This is a genomic window from Acinetobacter sp. UBA6526 (assembly GCF_002434875.1).
Classification (GTDB): domain Bacteria; phylum Pseudomonadota; class Gammaproteobacteria; order Pseudomonadales; family Moraxellaceae; genus Acinetobacter; species Acinetobacter venetianus.
In genome coordinates this window covers 14,322-33,173 of the sequence record NZ_DJLC01000246.1, presented here as the reverse complement: position 1 = coordinate 33,173, position 18,852 = coordinate 14,322, and the positions used below count along the sequence as shown (strand labels likewise).

Here is an 18,852-nt window from a genome sequence, read left to right as displayed (position 1 = left end):
TGGCGTACTGTAGCGAACCAAGGCACGTGCAGCATGTAACAGCGAACCATCACCGCCAACGACGATCATAAGATCTACAACTTCACCCAGCAAGTTACGACTTACTGTTTGACCGTGACTATAAGGTACAAGTTTTGCCGTTTCTTGGTCAAAAACTGGGTTTAAGCCTAAAGTGATCAAATGATCATGAATTAAACATAACGTTTCTACTACAGAATATTTATCTGGTCGCCCAATTAGACCAATATTTCGAAAGGATTTATGGGAAATTTGCACGAATAATTCAGCTCCGCTGCGTTTCCTGACTATCATATCATTAACAATCAATGTTGCGTTGATGATTGATTAAAAAGTATAAAAATGTCTATCCGTTGTTTTTTTATACGATTAATGTCAACGGATTCTTAAAGTTTTTATTGCATGTTGCTATTTATTCACAGTTTTATGATTGCAAATTACTGACAAGCTATCGCATCATTACCACCATTGTTTTGGTTTTAACGCAAATCTATGAAGTTTGAACGTGGTATTGGTTTTCTAGCACTTTTATTTTCAATTTTAGTGATCGGTGTTTTTATTGCCTTTAGTATCTATTTGATCCGTTTAGATAATATCATTCGGGACAAGTTTGAAGGTAAGCGTTGGGATATCCCTGCAAAGGTATTTGCTCGGCCTTTAGAGATCTATGCGAATGCACCAATCACTCAAGATAATTTCACCCAAGAATTGAAATTACTCGGCTACAAAAACACAGCGAATTACGACAAATCTGGTAGCTATGTTGTTCAAGGCAACCAGATGTATGTTCATACACGCGGTTTTGACTATGGTGATAGTACCGACCCTGAGCAAGTGTTAGAACTTGCTTTCAATGATGGTCAAGTGAGTGATGTACGCTCTACCAAGCCATCAAATACTGGGATCGCACGCTTAGAGCCATTATTGATTGGGGGAATTTATCCTCAGCATAATGAAGACCGTGTACTTATTAAATTAAACAAAGTTCCTAAAACACTCATAGAAGCGTTAATTTCAACCGAAGATCGTAATTTTTATCATCATCATGGTATTTCGATTCGTGGTACTGCCCGTGCAGTAGTTAGCAATATCACAGGTGGTCGACGTCAAGGTGGTTCTACATTAACTCAGCAGTTGGTCAAGAACTTTTATCTCTCACCTGAAAAAACATTGAAGCGTAAGGTGAATGAAGCATTAATGGCTTTGTTAATTGAGTTGCACTACAGCAAAGATGAAATCCTTGAGGCTTATTTAAATGAAGTAAATCTCGGTCAAAATGGTAACTATTCAATTAATGGCTACGGTTTGGCTTCACAGTTTTATTTTGGTTTACCCTTACGTGAGTTAAATGTTTCACAACAGGCGTTTTTGGTCGGTTTAGTTCAAGGTCCTTCTTTATACAATCCTTGGCGTAATCCTGAATCAGCAAAAAAACGTCGTGATGTCGTGCTCAATAACATGTTAGTGATGGGCTATCTCACTGAAGCAGAATACCAAGATGAAATTGCTCGTCCTTTAAATGTAGTAAGTAAGCCAACTTTAGGGCCAGCAAAATTTCCTGATTTCCTAGATATCGTTCGTCGTCAATTACGTACTGAATATCAAGAAAGTGATATTACCAATCAAGGTTTAAGAATTTTTACAACACTTGATCCTATCGCACAAACACAGGTTCAAAACTCATTTAAGAGTACAGTTGAGCGTTTAGCAAAGAATAATCCTACTCGCTTAAAGAACCTACAAGGTGCTGTGCTTGTAGCACATCCAGAAAATGGTGAAATCATTGCAGCAGTTGGTTCAACCCAAGACTTTACAGGCTTTAACCGTACATTAGATGCCAAACGCCAAGTAGGTTCATTATTAAAACCTATTATTTATCTTAATGCGATTGAGTCAGGCCGCTATACATGGGCTAGCCCGATTGAAGATAGTGCTGTAAACATTCCTATTGATGGCGATAAGAGTTGGACACCAAAGAACTATAGTGGCGGTGAACACGGCGTTGTTCCAATGCAACAAGCGCTAGCAAACTCATATAACCTATCAACAGTTCGTTTGGCGAATGAATTTGGTCTTGCCGCATTTAGTAATAAATTACGACAATTCGGTGTTAGCTCTGACATTCCAGCCTACCCTTCTATTTACCTTGGTGCTGTAAATATGTCACCGATGGAAGTCCTGAGCGTATACGGCAACTTTGCAACGGGTGGCTTTAAATATCCGCCACGCTCGATCCGTACAGTTGTTGATGCTAAAGGTCGCCTACTTGATCGTTATGGTTTAAACGTTCAACAAACCATTGATCCTGCTGCCGCGTATATTCTGAATTATGGTTTACAACAAGTCATGCGTTCAGGTACAGGTCGCTCTGCCTATAACAGCCTCCCAGAAACACTCAATCTTGCAGGTAAATCAGGTACAACTAATGATACCCGTGACTCATGGTTTGCTGGTTACTCTGGTAATAATCTTGCGGTTGTATGGTTAGGCTTAGATGATAACAAAATGACAGGTTTAACGGGTTCATCAGGTGCTTTACCTGTTTGGATTAATGTGATGAAGCAACTACGCCAAGAACCAGTTAATCTACGTCAAACAGATAATGTTCAGTGGCAATGGATTGATAGTGCAACTGGTGATTTATCTGCTCAAGGCTGTGATGGTGCAATGTATATTCCACTATTAAGACAAACTGTTCCACGTCGTGCAACGGTATGTGGCCAATCACATTATGAAGTGGAGCCGACATATATTCCTCAAACTGATGAAAATCAGGATTATGATCACAACGATGGCATCACTAACTATATTCGAGAAAGTGAAAACCAAATGGATGCTGACCTGAACAATCACACAGCTCCAAGCCGCGTTATTTCAAGCGGTAGTTACAACGGTGACAACTAATCTACAAGGATGTTTTTAGTATGATGAAGAAAATTACATTGATTATTGGCGCGTTAGTTCTTGCTGGCTGTACAGCAGCACCTGAAAGAACTACCAAACCACCAACACACTCAACGCAAAATAAGACTCAAAAGAAGAAAGTTGAACAACCTTCTTCCGGCGTCAAAATTACGCCTTATGAGCAAAAAGAAATTAAACGTCAAAATGTGCCTGTGATTGTTCCCGAGCAAAAAGTTCAACAAAAGTTTAATGACGGAAGCCAACTTCCAGCTTTTAGAAACTTGATGCAAAAGACTCAAACAGCCTTTAAACAACGCAAATATACTGAGGCCGAGCGTTATGCACTTCAAGCACAACGCATCGCCCCACAAGCTTCTGAAACCTATTTGTATCTGGGCTTAATTGCTGAGCAGAATAAGGAATATGCAAATGCAGAAGCCTTAGCACGTCGTGGTTTAAGCTATGCTCAAAGCAATGCGATGAAAAAACAACTTTGGTTAATCGTATTACGTGCGAGTCAAGCACGTAATCATCCAGTCAAAGCACAAGAAGCTAAGAAAGCAATTCAGGCACTTTAATTTATACAATTGAATTAAATTGACTTATTCCCGCAAGCCCATAAGCGTGATGTTTCTGGGCTTGTTCTATTTCTGTTGGTGCAACACCACCAAGTGCAAAAACTGGAATATCACTTTTCTGCGCTAATTCAGAGAAATTATCCCAGCCTAAAACTTTCGTATCAGGATGTGTTGCTGTCGCATTTACAGGGCTAAGCAGGATTGCATCACAACCTAAATGATGTGCATGTTGAATTGATACCGCATCATGGCATGCAGCTAAAAAACGTTTTCCAATATTTAAATCACCTTTAATTAAACTCATAAGTTGAGATTGTTTTAGATGAATAGTTGTGATTTTGCCTTTCAACTCTGTATTTAATAAGCGCTGCCATATATCAAAATTAATGACTAGCTTAGCTAACTGCTGATCATCTAATCCAAGCAATTGTTGTTCAATTTGCTTTATATCCGTTAGTTCTGTCCGCCAGTAAAATAAACTTGTTTGTTGTGGTAAAGCGGATAATTCATGATTTATTTTTATTAAATGCGACCAAATCAAACGATCTAAAATTGCAGCATTTGCTTTTGGAAAGTTTAGTTCTGCGAGTTGATCACGGTTAAACCATGTCCACGGCTGATGAATTAAGTTAAGTAATTCATCAGGTACATAAGCATGGAATAAGTGTAAATTTACGATAATGTCATCATACTCATGACATATCACATCAAATCTATGCCAATCTTTTAAACCGATTCCAACCTCCTCATAAATTTCTCTTCTACACGCTTGTTCAGGTGTTTCCCCTTTTTCCACCTTTCCACCAGGAAATTCGTGCTTATTTCCTTGATGCTGATTAACTTGTCTCCAACCCACTAAAACTTTGGATTTGTGTAATAAAATTGCGATTGCAACATCAACTGTAGCTTTTGCCATAACAGTCTAAAATCTCTCATCTTTTCCAGTTGATTTTAAGTAATTAAAACAATCTTTCCCATGCCATTTTAGGAAATAAATAAATCATTTTGTAAATTATAAAAATTTCCGTTGACAGGCCTATTCGATAATGATTATCATTTAAAGCATTAAGAAATACACCACGGAGCATAACAAATGAACGCACCATTTAACTTATTTACTCGCAGCACTGATGCAGCTCAATCGCTACCAATGCTACATTCAAACAACCTTTTTGCTTTAGGGCGTGAAATTAGAATTATGCATGCAGGTGAAGAATATCGTTTACGGTTAACTCGAAATAACCGTTTAATTTTAACGAAGTAATATAATAATAACCGAATAAGAATAAACGTGGGAATAGCAGTATGTCAGCGCGTACTGCTCTTTTTGTTTTGCTTAAAATTTTATCAATATGATTTCCACATCTGAAAACCATATCGATCATTTAACTCACAATTAACTTAAAGGTACAATCCTTAATACTTCTTCTAAAGTCGTGACTCCTTCAATGACTTTACGCGCACCAGCAATTCTCAAAGGTTCAATGCCTTCTTTCTTCGCTCTCGCTCTCAACTCATCAAGCGTGCCATTTGCACTAATCAATGATTTTAGTTCCAAGCTTACTGGCATAAACTCATAGATACCCACACGACCTTTGTAACCCGTTTGACGACAAACCTCACAGCCTACAGCTTTATACATTGTCGTTGGCATTTCCATGATGTAGTCAAAGGTGAGATGCTCCCACTCTTGCTCATTCATTTGTGTTTCTTGCTTACAGTGTGGGCATAATCGACGTACTAGACGCTGTGCTAACACACCTAAAATGGTCGCTGCGGTTAAAAATGGTTGAACACCCAGATCATGTAAACGGGTAAGACTTGATGGTGCATCATTGGTATGCAAGGTTGATAAGACCAAATGTCCTGTTAATGCTGCTTGAATTGCCATGTTCGCTGTGTCATGGTCGCGAATCTCACCTACCATAATAATGTCAGGGTCTTGACGCATTAAAGCTCGCACACCATCTGCAAAACCAAGTTCAATATTTGGATTGACCTGCATTTGGTTAAAACTCGGCTCCAACATCTCGATTGGATCTTCAATCGTACAGACATTGACTTGTTCTGTGGCCAACTGTTTTAGCGATGAATATAAAGTTGTAGTCTTACCTGAACCCGTAGGCCCAGTCACCAAAATGATGCCATGACTATGCTGAGTGAGCGATTGCCAGCTTTGCAACAAATGACCTTCAAACCCAAGTTGTTGGAAACTGCGTACTAACACTTCAGGGTCAAAAATACGCATTACAAGCTTTTCACCAAACGCTGTTGGCAAAGTAGAAAGACGCAATTCTGTTTCTTGGCCTTTAGGTGTTCTTGTTTTTAAACGGCCATCTTGCGGTTTACGTTTTTCCGCGACATTCATACGTCCTAAAATTTTAATACGCGAAATCACAGCCGTAAGCGTATTTGCAGGCATGTTATAGATAGTATGTAATACACCATCAATACGGAAACGAACTTTCCCTTTGTCTTTTCTTGGTTCCAAATGAATATCACTAGCACCTTGTTCAAAGGCAAATTGCAACACCCAATCTACAAGTTTGACAATATGCTGATCATTTGCATCAGGGTTTTGTGTATCCCCTAATTGTAATAATGCCTCAACCCCTTTATTTTCACGATCATAAAGATTGGCATTTTGTGATGAATTAACAGCACGACTCACTTGGTAATATTCCACCAAATAACGCTGTAATTGTTCTGGGCTCAGTAAAACTGCTTCAATCTTTTTCGGCGCTAAACTTCGTTCTAAGTTATTTTTCCATTCCAAAGAAAACGGTTGGCTTGTACCAATCAGAAGTTTTTCAGCATGAACTTCTACCGCCAAAATATGGTTGCGTACAGCAAATTCTTGTGACATAACGCTGGTTAATGCAGTTACGTCGGCTTTTAGTGGATCAATCACATATAAAGGAATTTGTGCTTTTTCAGCTAGCCATTGGCATAAGCGATTTAGTGTTAAGTTTGTAGCAGGATTTACTTGATCTTTTAGATTAAAACTCGCAATCCATTGTAATGGATGCCATTTCAACTGATCTTTTTGACGGTGTGTTGTTTGAATTAACAACTTATCACGCTCTGTAATACGTCCGTCTTTTTGTAATTGTTCTAAACACCAAAATATATCGATTTCAAAGTTAAACGTCATTGTTATACCCCAATTAAGCACTATACTATAACAGAGTTTTCTTGAAAAAATTTAGATCATTTTTACTGTTTATTTTGCGTTAAATGCATTATAAAAACATATAGATAACGAATTACTCATCACAGAAATTTGACTAATTTTTTGTTATCCAGTCATAGAACATCACCAACAAAGTTCGAAGCCTTAGCCGATTTTAAAATAAGTAAATAATCAAAGAGATTACATATGAATGATGTCATCACATTATCGCTACAAGATACACCATTTAATCAGTTGATCATGATTTTTGCAGTCTCTCTAGGGTGTGGTTTACTTATCGGTTTAGAACGTGAACGAAGTAAAGGAAAACATAAAAGCAAAACATTTGCAGGTTTTAGAACTTTTGCCATTGCTGCTTTATTAGGAACGCTGTGCTTTCTATTCAATTTTGTTATTGGCATTGTTGGCGCACTTTTAGTTGGGGCAATGAGTATCGCTTCTCTTAAAAACCAGCAAGAAGACCCAGGTGTAACCACTGAACTTGCTTTTATCATGACTTACTTTATTGGCGCGGTATGCATCTGGAATATCACATTAGCTGCTGGACTCGCCGTTTTATTAACTATTTTACTCATGGCAAAAGAATCTCTACATGGCATTGCCAATCAATGGATCAGTGAAAATGAACTACGCGATGGTGTATTACTTCTTTCTTTAGTTTTAATTGGATTACCACTCGTTCCTGATCAAGCTTTTTGGGGTCCTGTATTAAATCCATATACGATCCTAAAATTACTGAGCCTTATTCTTTTTGTTCAAGCTTTAGCACATATTGCCAAAAGATTACTTTCTTCAAAAAACGCATTGGCACTTTCATCTTTAGCCTCTGGCTTTGTCTCAAGTACCGCAACAGTCGCCAATTTAGGCATGGAAGTACGCAATAAAAATGCTGATCCAATTGTTAATGCTGGTGCAGCACTAATGTCTTGTGTTTCAACACTCATTCAAATGTTAATCATTGTTGCAAGTATCAGTTTTGCATGGTTAAAACTCATTTTCTTACCGACTTTGATCGCAACTGTTATTTTGTTCATTTGGTCTTGGTATCTGATGCGCCGATCTGACACGATAGATCATGTGATTAATACAGACTCAAAAATGTTTAGTTTTAAAAATGCTGTGATTATCACACTTGCGTTATCAGGTATCCAAGTTGCAATTTATGCACTTAACCTATGGTTAGGGAGCACAGGACTTATACTGGGTACAGTGATCGCATCCCTATTCGAAATACATGCTGCGATCGCTGCAATTGTGGTACAAGGTGAACCAGGGACAGCTCAATCAATGCCTTTATTGATCGCCTTAATGGTTGGCTTACTCGCACATTCTATTTCTAAAAGCATCAATGCTGGCCTAACTGGTGGCTACCGTTATGCACTGGCATTTGTTCCAGCACAAATTGTACATATGGGTATTTTGGCTATCCTATTGTGGTTTGAAATTTAAGTCTTCGATATTAAAGGCTTAAAATAAGGATTCGGTCATCTACAATTTTAAAGTTTACATCCCACTCTGAAAATTTCATCTTATATACTCGCTCTTCGTCGTCATGATATGCAGGGCGCGGATCTAAAGATAAAACTTCAACCAGTTCTTCTAGCTTTTTTTTGATTGAAGCATCAGCTTTTATCAAATCAAATTGCTGTATTTGAGCTGATTCTGACCAAACAATGTTTTTACGTTTAGGCACATCTTGTGCGTATCCGCTCACGGCATCTGCAATTGCATCAGAATATTGAATATAAGGTTTGATATCTAAAATAGGCGTGCCGTTTAATAAATCACTTCCAGTTACATACAGCCGAAGTGTCTTTCCTTGCTTTTCAACACGCAAAAATCGCACAACAGATAAACCTATTGGCGAAGGTCGATACATGCTTCGCGTTGCAAAAACACCTATTTTTTGATTCCCGCCAAGCCGTGGTGGTCGTACTTGAGGACGAAATTTAGACATTTGATTCAAAGAGTTATCATTATTTTTATTTTCATGGAACTGCCATAGTAACCATAAATGACTAAACTCTTCGATCCCCTCGAAAGCTAAAATATCATTGTATGGCTCAATCATATCAATGTAGGACTCGACTTGGACTAGGTTGGGCTGTCTCGGTATGCCGAATTTTTCGTTATAAGGTGAATGCATATACCCAATGATCGGCATAACAACAGAGTTAATCATCACTTTTTCTGATAAACACAATTAAATATATTCAGTTTATCGAGAATGTTTTTAGATTAGAATAGCAATCTGTTTCTTTTAACTGTGATCGAGACCTTTAATGGCTGCTTTTAACGTTGAACGCATTACTGATGTTCACCACTGGAATGACACACTTTTCAGTTTTAAAACTACACGCGACGCAAGCTTACGTTTTAAAAATGGTCAGTTTGTGATGATCGGACTTGAAGTGAATGGTAAGCCTTTAATGCGTGCTTATTCGATCGCGAGTGCGAATTATGAAGAAGAACTAGAATTCTTCTCTATTAAAGTGCAAGACGGTCCTTTAACTTCTATTTTACAAAAAGTTCAAGTGGGTGATGAAATCCTTATTTCTAAAAAACCTACAGGTACTTTAGTACACGATGATTTATTACCAGGTAAGAATTTATACCTTTTATCTTCTGGTACTGGGCTTGCTCCTTTCTTAGCTTTACTACGTGATCCAGAAACTTACGAAAAATTTGAAAAAGTAATCATGGTACACGGTACGCGCTACGTTTCTGAACTCGCATACCAAGACTTAATTCTAAATGAGCTTCCTAACCATGAATTCTTCCAAGAGTTAGGTATCAAAGATAAATTAGTCTATTACCCAACAGTTACTCGTGAACCATTCCATACTCAAGGTCGTGTAACGACAGCTATTGAGTCTGGTGAACTTTTTGAAAAAATCGGTTTACCGCGTTTCAATCGTGAAACTGACCGTGCGATGCTTTGCGGTAGCCCTGCTTTCTTGAAAGACGTTGCAGCACTATTAGATCAACATGGTTTAGTAGAATCACCACGTATGGGTGTAATGGGTGATTATGTAATCGAACGCGCATTCGTTGAAAAATAATACCTATCATAAAAAAACCGAGGTTTATACCTCGGTTTTTATTTATTAATTAAAACTTCATAACCACTTAAATAAATATTAAAATTTAAAAAGCTTTAATATATTATTAAGTGTGAACTTAATAATTAAGCAGCATCGAGTGATATTAATCGCTCAATATAATACCAACACTCTTCAATTTGATGATGATCTTTATTCACTTTTGCATATGCAGTCATCCCATCCAAAATATTAATATACATCGATGTTAATACATGAGGTTGATAGACCTTTGCCTTTTCAAATAAACCTTCAACTAAACCCATTAACCACTCCCTATATTCAACGATCGGTTTGATAATAGAAGGATAGGTTTGTAATATTTCTAATGAGGCTTTTTGAAACATACAACCATGGAAGTCATCTGAGTTAAACCATGCTAAGTGCCAAAAATAGACTGCCTTAATTTTGCCAAGATAGTCATCTTCTTTTTGTAAACTCACTTCATACTCAATTGCAGCTTGGATGCTTTTATTCCGACGTGATAAGCATTCTTCTATCAAGCTTTCCTTTGAAGGGAAATACTTGTAAAAAGTCATCTTTGCTACACCTGACTCACTAATGATTCGATCAACCCCAACCGAGCTATAGTTATGGCGATTAAAGAGATTAAGAGCCGTTTCAATAATATCTTCTTTTTTTGACATGTTATTATCCTTTTAGAATTTTAAAAACAACTTAATGTATTATTTAGACACGGTTAAAGCTGGATAATTCTGGCGACCATGTTCCTTCATATTATTTTATGAGTATTACAGAAAATAGCTAAAAATACCTTATCTACACCTATATAAATTAAGCAAAAAGTCACACACAAACAAGCTAATTTGTAAAAAAATCTTTCGATTCTTAAAAAATTAAAATATTAAGTGAACTACCTCACCTTTTCTTAAAAATAGATTAAATCTACAAAGTTTATTTTAATTTTTCAGATTGTTTAATAAATTGATTTCACAAAAAAATCATTTTATATTTAAATTATCCAATAAAAAGGTATTTGGTTGATCTAATAGTTATATTCATAAGCAACCAAAGCAAATCGAAACTATATAATTGGAAAAAGCAATAATATTAATTCATTGAGTAGAAGACTATGCCAAAAAAATTCGAAGATTTTGACAACCCTAGACAGAAAGCTATAGACGGAATGAAAAATAGTATTTCTGAAACGTTATGGAATAAGAACCTGAATTTTCTGAAAGAATTACGCGCAGAAATTTCAAATCACCCTGTTTCAAAACACCCTGCAATCCAGCTATTAAATGATGGCTTGATTGATAAAGAAACCTTAAAACATATTCATTTAGAATATCGACATGCCATTGTACAAGTGTTTACAGATGCGTTGTTGATGGCACAATTTCAAACCAAGCAACTTGAACCACGTCTTTTATCAGGTTCGAAGATGTATCCGCGTTTTTTATTAAATCTTAATATTCTAGATGAGTTCGGCTTCCGACCAGCAGTAGACAAAGATGGCTATTACTCTGGTAATCCTCAATATGCGCACTATCCATTGTTTGAAGATGTGCTTGATGATTTTGAATTATCGCAATCTGAGCGTAATAATTACCAACCATCAATTATTGCACAACAAGTTCGAAACTATTTAGAACGTTCATTTGATCGTTACCAAGCTGTTTCGGCTCTACTTGCTGTAGCAGAAGAAGAAGTTATTCTGTTTAGCCCTGCTTTACGTCAAGCAACCAAAGCTGTTGGATTTGATGTTGATGGCGGTTACTACTATGTACACGGCGTATCACATGATGAAACTGCTGAAGCGGCAGATGATGATCATGAAGATGATTTATGGTTTGTACTTGCTCAAGCATGCGTCGAATCAGATTACGCAGCAATTCGTCAAATCTGTTTGGAATACTGCGATTTATGGCAACAGTTTTGGGATGAGCAAATTGCAACTTATCAATATGAAACTTTCCGAAAACTGGCTTAGTTTTAGATCAAGGTCATTTCTATACTCAATATAGAAGTGACCTTGTCATTTAGAACAATAGTGATCTATGTGCTGCTACGCCCGCCATTGTTCCATCTCCTACAGCCAATGAAACAGAACCACCTAAACGCGCAACATCTCCACAAGCAAAAACACCAGTAACTGAAGTTTCTTTCAATGTATTGGTTTTAATCATTTCACCCATAGTGTTCAGTTCTAACTCACATCCTAGATGAACAATCCACTCTTGATCAATTAGACATCGTGTACTCACAAACGCCCCATCTAAAGCAACCGAGCTATCATCTTCTAACACAATATTACATTCTCCATTAATCTCTTTAATCCTTCTTTTTTCGATATTGATATTACGAGCTAGCAATGTTTGCTCTGTTTCCATATCAATAGGTTGATCGTTTAAAAATAAAGTGACACTTCCCCAATCAACTAACATCATCGACATATGAATAGAATGTTCAGAAGATGCAATAATTCCTATATTTCCGTTATTTAACTCATAACCATGACAATATGGACAATGAAAAATACTGGTTCCCCATCGCTCTGAAGCTCCCTTAATTTCGGGTAATTGATCTTTTATACCTGTGGCTATGATCAAGCGTTTTGCAGTTAAGGATTGAACGCCATCAATACAAACATGGAAATGCTCATCTTTCGTTTCAACTCGCTTTACTTTGCCTTGCTGCCAATTCACAGTTTCATATTTCATTAATTGCTGTTTGCCAATATGCGCAATTTCACTTGCAGACGTACCATCTTGAGTCAAAAAACCATGAGAAAATTCGGCAAAGCGATTTCTCCTTTCTCCTGCATCGATAATGACAACATTTCGTCTCGCTCTAGCCAAAGGTAATGCAGCTGCTAAACCCGCATAGCTTCCACCAATAATTGCTACATCATGAATCATAATCACACCAATAAGTAACTTTTAAAGTTACGTTAATACTATTCTTTTTATTTTGCAACTTTTGATGTTACATTAAGACAACTCCTACTTTTACAATCCTACCTCATGCGAACTGACAGCAAGCTTTCACGGATGCTACATGTGCTTTTACACATGGCAAGAAATAACAAGACTTATACTTCTGATGAAATAGCGCAAATGCTAGTTACCAATCCAGTGGTGATTCGAAGAACTATGGCTGGCTTGAAAAAAGCAGGCTTTATTCATTCTGAAAAAGGTCCTAAAGGCGGTTGGTCATTGGTTGAAGACCTCAGTAAAATTACGCTTTTTGATATTTATAATGCGGTTGGCGAACCAACTATTTTTGCAATGGGCAATGAAAGAGTTAATCCAGATTGTGCTGTTGAAAGAGTCGTAAATGCAGCTTTAGATGATGCAATGAATCAAGCGCAAACGATCTTACTTACCCAACTCAAGGCAACGACACTTGCCGATCTGGCATTGGGGTTTGATCAGATTTGTACTCAGGAATCTTTTAAGTAATTGCAGATACGCTAGATAAAACCAACTTCATCAAAACATATTTTTCAATGTAAAAATTCGCCAAATTTATCTGCATCGAGTTGAGAATTACAATACAATTCAACTTTGTTTTAATTTCTTCCGCTATGTTTTCACAATTTGACGTTAACTTACTTGTATTGTTGATTCTTTTAGGCTGTGGAATCTTTAGTCATAATACAGCCGTGACTGTGGCTGCTGGTGTTTTGATTCTCGTGAAACTTACACCTCTTGATCAGTTTTTCCCTCTTATACAGCAACATGGGCTTAATGTCGGCATCATCATTTTGACCATTGGTGTACTATCGCCAATCGCAAGTGGCAAACTAAGCGGTGAAAGTATTCTAAAATCTTTTGTAAGCTGGAAATCACTTCTCGCGATCGCTGTCGGACTATTAGTGGCATGGTTGGGTGGCCGTGGAGTGAAGCTCATGAGCAATCAACCAGATGTCGTCGCGGGTTTATTAATCGGGACTGTTGCAGGCGTTGCCCTACTACGAGGAGTTCCAGTTGGCCCTCTCATCGCAGCAGGAATATTATCGGTTTTGATTGGTAAGTCTTAGTTTAAGCACGATCAGCGTTCATAATAAACTGCACGCTTTTGTGAGAACTTTTCCAACTGCTTTAAAAAGCCCTCAAAATAGCTCTTTTCTGTGTCTTCTGTACGATAGCCCGCATACAGTGTACGTCTTAAACCTTTTGGCGATACACAGTCTAAACGGCGACTGACCACCCATCCTTTTTGTTCATATTCATTGACAACCCAATCTGGTAAAGCCGCTATACCTCGTCCACTTGCAACCAATTGAATCAGCATTTGAGTCAAATCGGTCGTCCGAATATGCTTTGGATGAATATTTGCAGGAATAAATAAATGCGCCATGATATCCAAACGATGCTTATCGACAGGATAGGTAATCAATGTTTCTTCTGCCAAATCTTGAATCGAAACTTTTTCAGCACGCACTAATGGATGCGTAGTCGATAATACTAAACGTGATTCGTATTCAAAAATTGGAAAATATTCAATCCCTTTCAAAGCAATTGGATCGGCGGTAATAAGTAAATCAAACTCTGCATTCTGTAATAATTCATGTGGATTTGATTCAAAACCTGCTGCAAAATCTAGGTCAACATCAGGATATTGTTGACGGTATTGATTAAGCAAAGGCATTAACCAATCAAAGCAACTGTGGCATTCAGATGAAAAAATGATACGTCCAGTTTGACCATGCACAATACGAGTAATATCTGTTTGCGCAATTTGAACTTGCGGCAATACATCATCCGCCAGCTTAAGCAGTCGCTGCCCCACATTAGAGAAAGCCACAGGACGACTACGGCGGTTGACCACCTCAACACCATACCAATGATCAAGCTCTTTTAATTGATGTGAAATTGCTGAAGGCGTCAGACATAAATCTGCTGCTGCTGCGACCAATGAACCATGCTCTCTTAAAGCAAGAAGCGTTTTTAAATGACGAAGTTCTAACATGAATAATAACCAGAAAAACAACAACTTTCCTTTAATCTAAATCTAGTCAATGCACAGATAGAAAGGATAAGCTGCTGCCCTTTAATTTATTAATTGAATTATTCTCATCTTATCACAGCATTAATGAGACTGTCTCAACATGAATTCTATTTAATTGTTATTTTATTAAATGAAATTTAATTATTTGAAATATCACCTATTCAATCATCACAAAATTGAGAACACTAAACGATAGGACGGCTAAGTACGCAGCAAGTATCGGCAGTTAAAAAAATTTCAGTTTGAACTGAAAACATTTCATTCAATCCAAGCCCTATCATTCATTAAAACTTTTAAACTATCAGCTGGATTTCTGTAGACCTTATAAAACCATGACACGTCAAAGCCAAAAGACGCTTGAACGCCAAAAACTCAGCTTACCGAAAGGTCATAACAAATTGCTGTTGCATTCATGCTGTGCCCCATGTTCAGGCGAAGTCATGGAAACACTAATAGAATCTGGTATCGATTTCTCTATCTTTTTCTATAATCCTAATATTCACCCAGTCAAAGAATATTTGATTCGTAAAGAAGAAAATATCCGTTTTGCCGAAAAGCATAATATCCCTTTTATCGATTGTGATTACGATACCGATAACTGGTTTGCTCGAGCCAAAGGAATGGAGAATGAACCTGAAAAAGGCATTCGCTGTACCATGTGTTTCGACATGCGTTTTGAGAGAACAGCGCTCTACGCACATGAACATGGATTTAGTTTAATTAGTAGTTCTTTAGGCATTTCTCGCTGGAAGAATATGCAGCAAATCAATGATTGTGGACTTCGTGCCGCTGCTCATTATCCGGATATTCAATATTGGGATTATAACTGGCGCAAGCATGGCGGCGCTGTACGCATGTTGGAGATCAGTAAACGAGAAGAATTTTATCAACAAGAATACTGTGGCTGTGTCTATTCGCTTAGGGATACCAATCGCTGGCGTATGAGTAATGGACGTGATCGAATTCAATTAGGTGTGAAATTTTATAGTAATGCAATGGATGAAGATCAAAATACTTCCAGTAAATAATACTCAATCATCAGCCAAATACCCTAAAAAGGCTGATCGCAAAGATCAGCCTTTTTATTTTAATTTACAGACAAACTAATGATGGTATAAAACTGATTACTCGGCTTTTTCTTAGAATCTACAGTCTCACTTACTTCAACTAAATACTCCATTGCTTTTGGAAAAATAAGCTCTGCTGTTCCATCTGCTAAAGTTTTCAAATTCTTAGCTTGCTCATCTGTAGCACCTTTAGCTCGAATTACAACATTGGCATTTGCTAATGCTTGATTGTCTTTTGATACTTTAATTTTTACTGTTTGATTAGCCTTTAATTCATTTGGATGCGTCAAAAACTCAACTTGAATAGGCGCTGACATTGCATGAATTGGGGTATTTTTTTCTTTTGATACATAAGTGAATAATGTCCATTCACGCTTCACTTCGGTTGGCGTATATTTCTTCGCTTTTAAATCCGCAGGGATTACATAATCACGCTCAGCTTTTTTAGGCGCTTGATCCGCAGGCATGTCAAAAAACATTTTCCATTCTTTTTGATCTTGAACGTATTTCAATGGATAAGTCGTGCTTGTTTTAACCGTATAAGTTCCTGACTCTGGAAGCTTAAGATCAAATACCGTTGTAGAGCCTAATTTAGATTCAGGTTCAATCAAATTCTTGTCGTTATTAGGACTTATAATTTCAAACTTTGCATCTTTCAGTGCATATTCACTATTCAATGCCTCTTCTGCATAACCTGAAACAACCGCAACCTGCGTTTGTGAAGTATTATAGGCCAATGGTGCAACATAAGGTTCATGTGCAAAACTAGAAACTGGAAGCATCAGTAATGAACTAGCGAATAAAATCCTCATAAAACATCTCCACCCTAAAAAATATAAATTTGATCGCGTTTAATTCAGCATCATTATACACAAATGCAAATAATTATCATTATATTTAATTTGTTCATTCCTTAGTTTATTTCACTGTTAAAAATTACGTTCCTTTTCACTTTTCTTTTCTAAGCTCGAATATAATATGCTCGGTTTATCATTTTAGAGTCATTATGTCCTCTCTAAGCTCTCCTACACTCTCTTCTCAACCTAAACACTATTCATTATTTCTCGTTATTTTTTCTCTTGCGGTCGGTAGTTTTTGCATTGGAACGACCGAGTTTGTGGCAATGGGATTGATTCAAGAAATCGCAAGTGATCTGAATGTGAGTGTTCCCCACGCTGGCTATTTCATTAGCGCTTATGCTTTAGGTGTGATGGTTGGTGCACCGATTATTGCAATCTTAGGCGCGAAAGTTCCTCGAAAAACGTTATTACTTAGCTTAATGCTGTTCTATGGGTTGGCGAATGCTGCTACAGCTTTTGCGACAACTCCAGAGACAATGTTAGTTTCTCGTTTTATCGCAGGTTTTCCTCATGGTGCTTATTTTGGGGTAGCTGCGTTGGTTGCAGCTGAGCTTGCAGGTAAACAACGTCGTGCAACTGCGATTGCACAAGTGATGATGGGTCTAACAATCGCCAATGTGATTGGTGTACCTATTGCAACGTGGTTGGGTCAGCAGTTCGGATGGAAAGCGGGTTTTGAGTTTTCCGCAATTATTGCCTTCATCACCCTGATTGGGGTAAGTCTATTTGTACCGAACATTCCACTACAGAAAACCGCAAGTATCCGTGCTGAAGTTGCTGGACTCAAAAATATCAATATGTGGTTGGCACTTGCTGTAGGTGCAGTTGGTTTTGGCGGTATGTTCTCAGTTTATAGTTATGTATCTCCTATTCTGACTGAATACACAGAAGCAAATATCTCAATCGTTCCTATCGCATTAGCCATTTGGGGAACAGGTATGGTATTTGGAGGACTTGTGGCTGGATGGTTAGCGGATAAAGACTTGTTTAAAACCATGATTGGAATTTTGATTAGTTCAGCACTCGCATTCGTATTTGCCAGCTTTATGATGTCAAACCTATATTCAGCAATATTGGCTTTATTCCTGATAGGCTTTACAGTGATTGGTCTTGGTGGTGCTTTACAAACCTATCTTATGGATATTGCTGGTGATGCACAAACACTAGCGGCCTCACTGAATCATTCTGCATTCAACTTAGCCAACGCACTTGGTGCATTCCTAGGTGGCTGGGTGCTTAGTCATAATATGGGTTGGCTCGCACCAATTTGGGTGGGTTTTGTTTTAAGCCTAGGTGGATTAATCATTTTATTAATCGCTCTAGCTGTCGCAAAATATACAAAAAAGAATCTGTAGCTTGTTAGCTATAGATTCTTTTCAGCAGACGACCTTTTCTCATAATGCCTTATTTTTCTTATAAAAGATCATCATTAAATATCAAATTTAAGGCTTACTGATTAAGTTAGAAATCTGCCAATCATGCCATTTCGATAAAAATAGCAACGCGGTACTACCGCCAATTAATGCAAAAAACATATCAGACTGTGTATCCCACTCATAACCTTGAGTTCCGAGGAATTCTTCTGCCCCCTGTCCCAACAACAATGCTGCGGCCCATTCGATCAATTCATAGGTCGCACTAATTGCCAACACAATACAAATCACAATAAAACTCAGTATTTTGCCTTTGGCTAAAATATGATTTCGAATCAATATTTCACGAGCAACTACTGCTGGAACAAAACCTTGCATGAAATGCCCTATTTTATCGTAAGGATTACGATCTAAATTAAACCAGTCTGCAATTTCAAAGCCTAAAGGCACGCGTGCATAGGTATAAGCACCGCCAACAATAAGAACAATTGCATGCAAAAAAATTAGAGTATATAGCAAGTTCGTCAAAGGAAACTTTTTAAAGCTCATAAATAACACAGGCATCACAATCAAGACTGGTATCACTTCCATCAACCACGTCATTCGATCATATGGCTTAATCCCAGAAATAATCAAAACAATAGCTATAATCGTTGTTCCCAAACCTAATAAAGAAATTCGCATCATTTTATAAAAAGTATTGATTCATTTACTCATGACATCATATAAAAAACCCGTGGAAAGTCCTGCGGGTTTTTGTTATAAAATCGGCGAATTAAGC

At 37.5% G+C, this 18,852-nt stretch carries 19 protein-coding genes; 10 read left to right on the top strand and 9 right to left on the bottom strand.

Annotation, left to right across the window (positions count from 1 at the left end; translation table 11 throughout):
- The coding region (locus B4237_RS17120; RefSeq protein WP_349679993.1) for an NAD(+)/NADH kinase at positions 1-276 on the bottom strand (276 nt) is incomplete at its 3' end.
- Positions 277-510: 234 nt separating this feature from the next.
- Between B4237_RS17120 and mrcB the strand changes: the two genes are divergently transcribed.
- Together mrcB and B4237_RS17110 are read left to right on the top strand one after the other, a co-directional pair.
- Entirely contained in the window at positions 511-2,922 is a 2,412-nt protein-coding gene (mrcB, locus tag B4237_RS17115; RefSeq protein ID WP_278596442.1) for a penicillin-binding protein 1B, read from the top strand.
- A 20-nt stretch (positions 2,923-2,942) separates the two neighbouring features.
- Entirely contained in the window at positions 2,943-3,500 is a 558-nt protein-coding gene (locus B4237_RS17110) for a tetratricopeptide repeat protein (protein ID WP_023012553.1), read from the top strand.
- A 1-nt stretch (position 3,501) separates the two neighbouring features.
- Here the strand turns inward: B4237_RS17110 and B4237_RS17105 are convergent, their stop codons facing one another.
- Positions 3,502-4,416: an NUDIX domain-containing protein gene (locus B4237_RS17105; RefSeq protein WP_278596443.1), complete on the bottom strand. Its 915-nt coding sequence runs from the start codon at positions 4,414-4,416 to the stop codon at positions 3,502-3,504.
- A 177-nt stretch (positions 4,417-4,593) separates the two neighbouring features.
- Between B4237_RS17105 and hemP the strand changes: the two genes are divergently transcribed.
- Entirely contained in the window at positions 4,594-4,764 is a 171-nt protein-coding gene (gene hemP, locus B4237_RS17100) for a hemin uptake protein HemP (RefSeq protein ID WP_004661888.1), read from the top strand.
- Positions 4,765-4,896: 132 nt separating this feature from the next.
- Here the strand turns inward: hemP and B4237_RS17095 are convergent, their stop codons facing one another.
- Complete coding sequence (locus B4237_RS17095) at positions 4,897-6,654, bottom strand: GspE/PulE family protein (RefSeq protein WP_004879999.1); 1,758 nt, start codon at positions 6,652-6,654, stop codon at positions 4,897-4,899.
- A 225-nt stretch (positions 6,655-6,879) separates the two neighbouring features.
- Between B4237_RS17095 and B4237_RS17090 the strand changes: the two genes are divergently transcribed.
- Complete coding sequence (locus B4237_RS17090; RefSeq protein WP_278596444.1) at positions 6,880-8,142, top strand: MgtC/SapB family protein; 1,263 nt, start codon at positions 6,880-6,882, stop codon at positions 8,140-8,142.
- A 10-nt stretch (positions 8,143-8,152) separates the two neighbouring features.
- Here the strand turns inward: B4237_RS17090 and tsaA are convergent, their stop codons facing one another.
- Positions 8,153-8,857, bottom strand: a complete 705-nt coding sequence (gene tsaA / locus B4237_RS17085) for a tRNA (N6-threonylcarbamoyladenosine(37)-N6)-methyltransferase TrmO (protein ID WP_171054802.1) — start codon at positions 8,855-8,857, stop codon at positions 8,153-8,155.
- 118 nt (positions 8,858-8,975) lie between these two features.
- On the opposite strand from tsaA, the gene B4237_RS17080 reads away from it, so the two are divergent.
- Positions 8,976-9,755, top strand: a complete 780-nt coding sequence (locus B4237_RS17080; protein WP_004880003.1) for a ferredoxin--NADP reductase — start codon at positions 8,976-8,978, stop codon at positions 9,753-9,755.
- A 125-nt stretch (positions 9,756-9,880) separates the two neighbouring features.
- Here B4237_RS17080 and B4237_RS17075 read toward each other — a convergent pair whose 3' ends face one another.
- Positions 9,881-10,441, bottom strand: a complete 561-nt coding sequence (locus B4237_RS17075; protein ID WP_004880004.1) for a TetR/AcrR family transcriptional regulator — start codon at positions 10,439-10,441, stop codon at positions 9,881-9,883.
- 446 nt (positions 10,442-10,887) lie between these two features.
- Between B4237_RS17075 and B4237_RS17070 the strand changes: the two genes are divergently transcribed.
- A complete protein-coding gene (locus B4237_RS17070) occupies positions 10,888-11,748 on the top strand; it encodes a hypothetical protein (protein ID WP_061392767.1) in 861 nt (286 codons plus the stop codon).
- A gap of 49 nt (positions 11,749-11,797) precedes the next feature.
- Here B4237_RS17070 and B4237_RS17065 read toward each other — a convergent pair whose 3' ends face one another.
- Positions 11,798-12,676, bottom strand: a complete 879-nt coding sequence (locus B4237_RS17065; protein WP_278596445.1) for an NAD(P)/FAD-dependent oxidoreductase — start codon at positions 12,674-12,676, stop codon at positions 11,798-11,800.
- 105 nt (positions 12,677-12,781) lie between these two features.
- On the opposite strand from B4237_RS17065, the gene B4237_RS17060 reads away from it, so the two are divergent.
- Together B4237_RS17060 and B4237_RS17055 are read left to right on the top strand one after the other, a co-directional pair.
- Entirely contained in the window at positions 12,782-13,219 is a 438-nt protein-coding gene (locus tag B4237_RS17060) for an Rrf2 family transcriptional regulator (RefSeq protein ID WP_278596446.1), read from the top strand.
- Between the two features lie 125 nt (positions 13,220-13,344).
- Positions 13,345-13,800, top strand: coding sequence for a DUF441 domain-containing protein (locus B4237_RS17055; RefSeq protein WP_004880012.1), 456 nt, complete (start codon positions 13,345-13,347; stop codon positions 13,798-13,800).
- Positions 13,801-13,811: 11 nt separating this feature from the next.
- On the opposite strand, the gene B4237_RS17050 is transcribed toward B4237_RS17055, so the two are convergent.
- The gene (locus B4237_RS17050; protein ID WP_004880015.1) at positions 13,812-14,732 is read right to left on the bottom strand and encodes a LysR family transcriptional regulator; all 921 of its coding nucleotides are present in this window, start codon (positions 14,730-14,732) and stop codon (positions 13,812-13,814) included.
- 371 nt (positions 14,733-15,103) lie between these two features.
- Between B4237_RS17050 and B4237_RS17045 the strand changes: the two genes are divergently transcribed.
- Positions 15,104-15,799 carry an epoxyqueuosine reductase QueH gene (locus B4237_RS17045; RefSeq protein WP_017196651.1) on the top strand — a complete coding sequence of 232 codons (696 nt, stop codon included), beginning with the start codon at positions 15,104-15,106 and terminating at the stop codon, positions 15,797-15,799.
- Positions 15,800-15,858: 59 nt separating this feature from the next.
- Here B4237_RS17045 and B4237_RS17040 read toward each other — a convergent pair whose 3' ends face one another.
- Positions 15,859-16,650 carry a DUF4198 domain-containing protein gene (locus B4237_RS17040; protein WP_278596447.1) on the bottom strand — a complete coding sequence of 264 codons (792 nt, stop codon included), beginning with the start codon at positions 16,648-16,650 and terminating at the stop codon, positions 15,859-15,861.
- A gap of 194 nt (positions 16,651-16,844) precedes the next feature.
- On the opposite strand from B4237_RS17040, the gene B4237_RS17035 reads away from it, so the two are divergent.
- Positions 16,845-18,053 (top strand): MFS transporter, encoded by a 1,209-nt coding sequence (locus tag B4237_RS17035; protein ID WP_061519702.1) that lies wholly within the window; start codon positions 16,845-16,847, stop codon positions 18,051-18,053.
- An 87-nt stretch (positions 18,054-18,140) separates the two neighbouring features.
- On the opposite strand, the gene B4237_RS17030 is transcribed toward B4237_RS17035, so the two are convergent.
- Positions 18,141-18,758 (bottom strand): DUF2238 domain-containing protein, encoded by a 618-nt coding sequence (locus tag B4237_RS17030; protein WP_278596448.1) that lies wholly within the window; start codon positions 18,756-18,758, stop codon positions 18,141-18,143.
- Positions 18,759-18,852 lie beyond the last annotated feature (94 nt).

Coding starts and splice junctions, on each gene's coding strand:
- B4237_RS17065 (WP_278596445.1), bottom strand. CDS start 12,676: ATGATTCATGATGTAGCAATTATTGGTGGAAGCTATGCGGGTTTAGCA.
- B4237_RS17090 (WP_278596444.1), top strand. CDS start 6,880: ATGAATGATGTCATCACATTATCGCTACAAGATACACCATTTAATCAG.
- B4237_RS17095 (WP_004879999.1), bottom strand. CDS start 6,654: ATGACGTTTAACTTTGAAATCGATATATTTTGGTGTTTAGAACAATTA.
- B4237_RS17050 (WP_004880015.1), bottom strand. CDS start 14,732: ATGTTAGAACTTCGTCATTTAAAAACGCTTCTTGCTTTAAGAGAGCAT.
- B4237_RS17030 (WP_278596448.1), bottom strand. CDS start 18,758: ATGATGCGAATTTCTTTATTAGGTTTGGGAACAACGATTATAGCTATT.
- tsaA (WP_171054802.1), bottom strand. CDS start 8,857: ATGCCGATCATTGGGTATATGCATTCACCTTATAACGAAAAATTCGGC.
- B4237_RS17060 (WP_278596446.1), top strand. CDS start 12,782: ATGCGAACTGACAGCAAGCTTTCACGGATGCTACATGTGCTTTTACAC.
- B4237_RS17110 (WP_023012553.1), top strand. CDS start 2,943: ATGATGAAGAAAATTACATTGATTATTGGCGCGTTAGTTCTTGCTGGC.
- B4237_RS17040 (WP_278596447.1), bottom strand. CDS start 16,650: ATGAGGATTTTATTCGCTAGTTCATTACTGATGCTTCCAGTTTCTAGT.
- mrcB (WP_278596442.1), top strand. CDS start 511: ATGAAGTTTGAACGTGGTATTGGTTTTCTAGCACTTTTATTTTCAATT.
- B4237_RS17080 (WP_004880003.1), top strand. CDS start 8,976: ATGGCTGCTTTTAACGTTGAACGCATTACTGATGTTCACCACTGGAAT.
- B4237_RS17035 (WP_061519702.1), top strand. CDS start 16,845: ATGTCCTCTCTAAGCTCTCCTACACTCTCTTCTCAACCTAAACACTAT.
- B4237_RS17045 (WP_017196651.1), top strand. CDS start 15,104: ATGACACGTCAAAGCCAAAAGACGCTTGAACGCCAAAAACTCAGCTTA.
- hemP (WP_004661888.1), top strand. CDS start 4,594: ATGAACGCACCATTTAACTTATTTACTCGCAGCACTGATGCAGCTCAA.
- B4237_RS17105 (WP_278596443.1), bottom strand. CDS start 4,416: ATGGCAAAAGCTACAGTTGATGTTGCAATCGCAATTTTATTACACAAA.
- B4237_RS17055 (WP_004880012.1), top strand. CDS start 13,345: ATGTTTTCACAATTTGACGTTAACTTACTTGTATTGTTGATTCTTTTA.
- B4237_RS17075 (WP_004880004.1), bottom strand. CDS start 10,441: ATGTCAAAAAAAGAAGATATTATTGAAACGGCTCTTAATCTCTTTAAT.
- B4237_RS17070 (WP_061392767.1), top strand. CDS start 10,888: ATGCCAAAAAAATTCGAAGATTTTGACAACCCTAGACAGAAAGCTATA.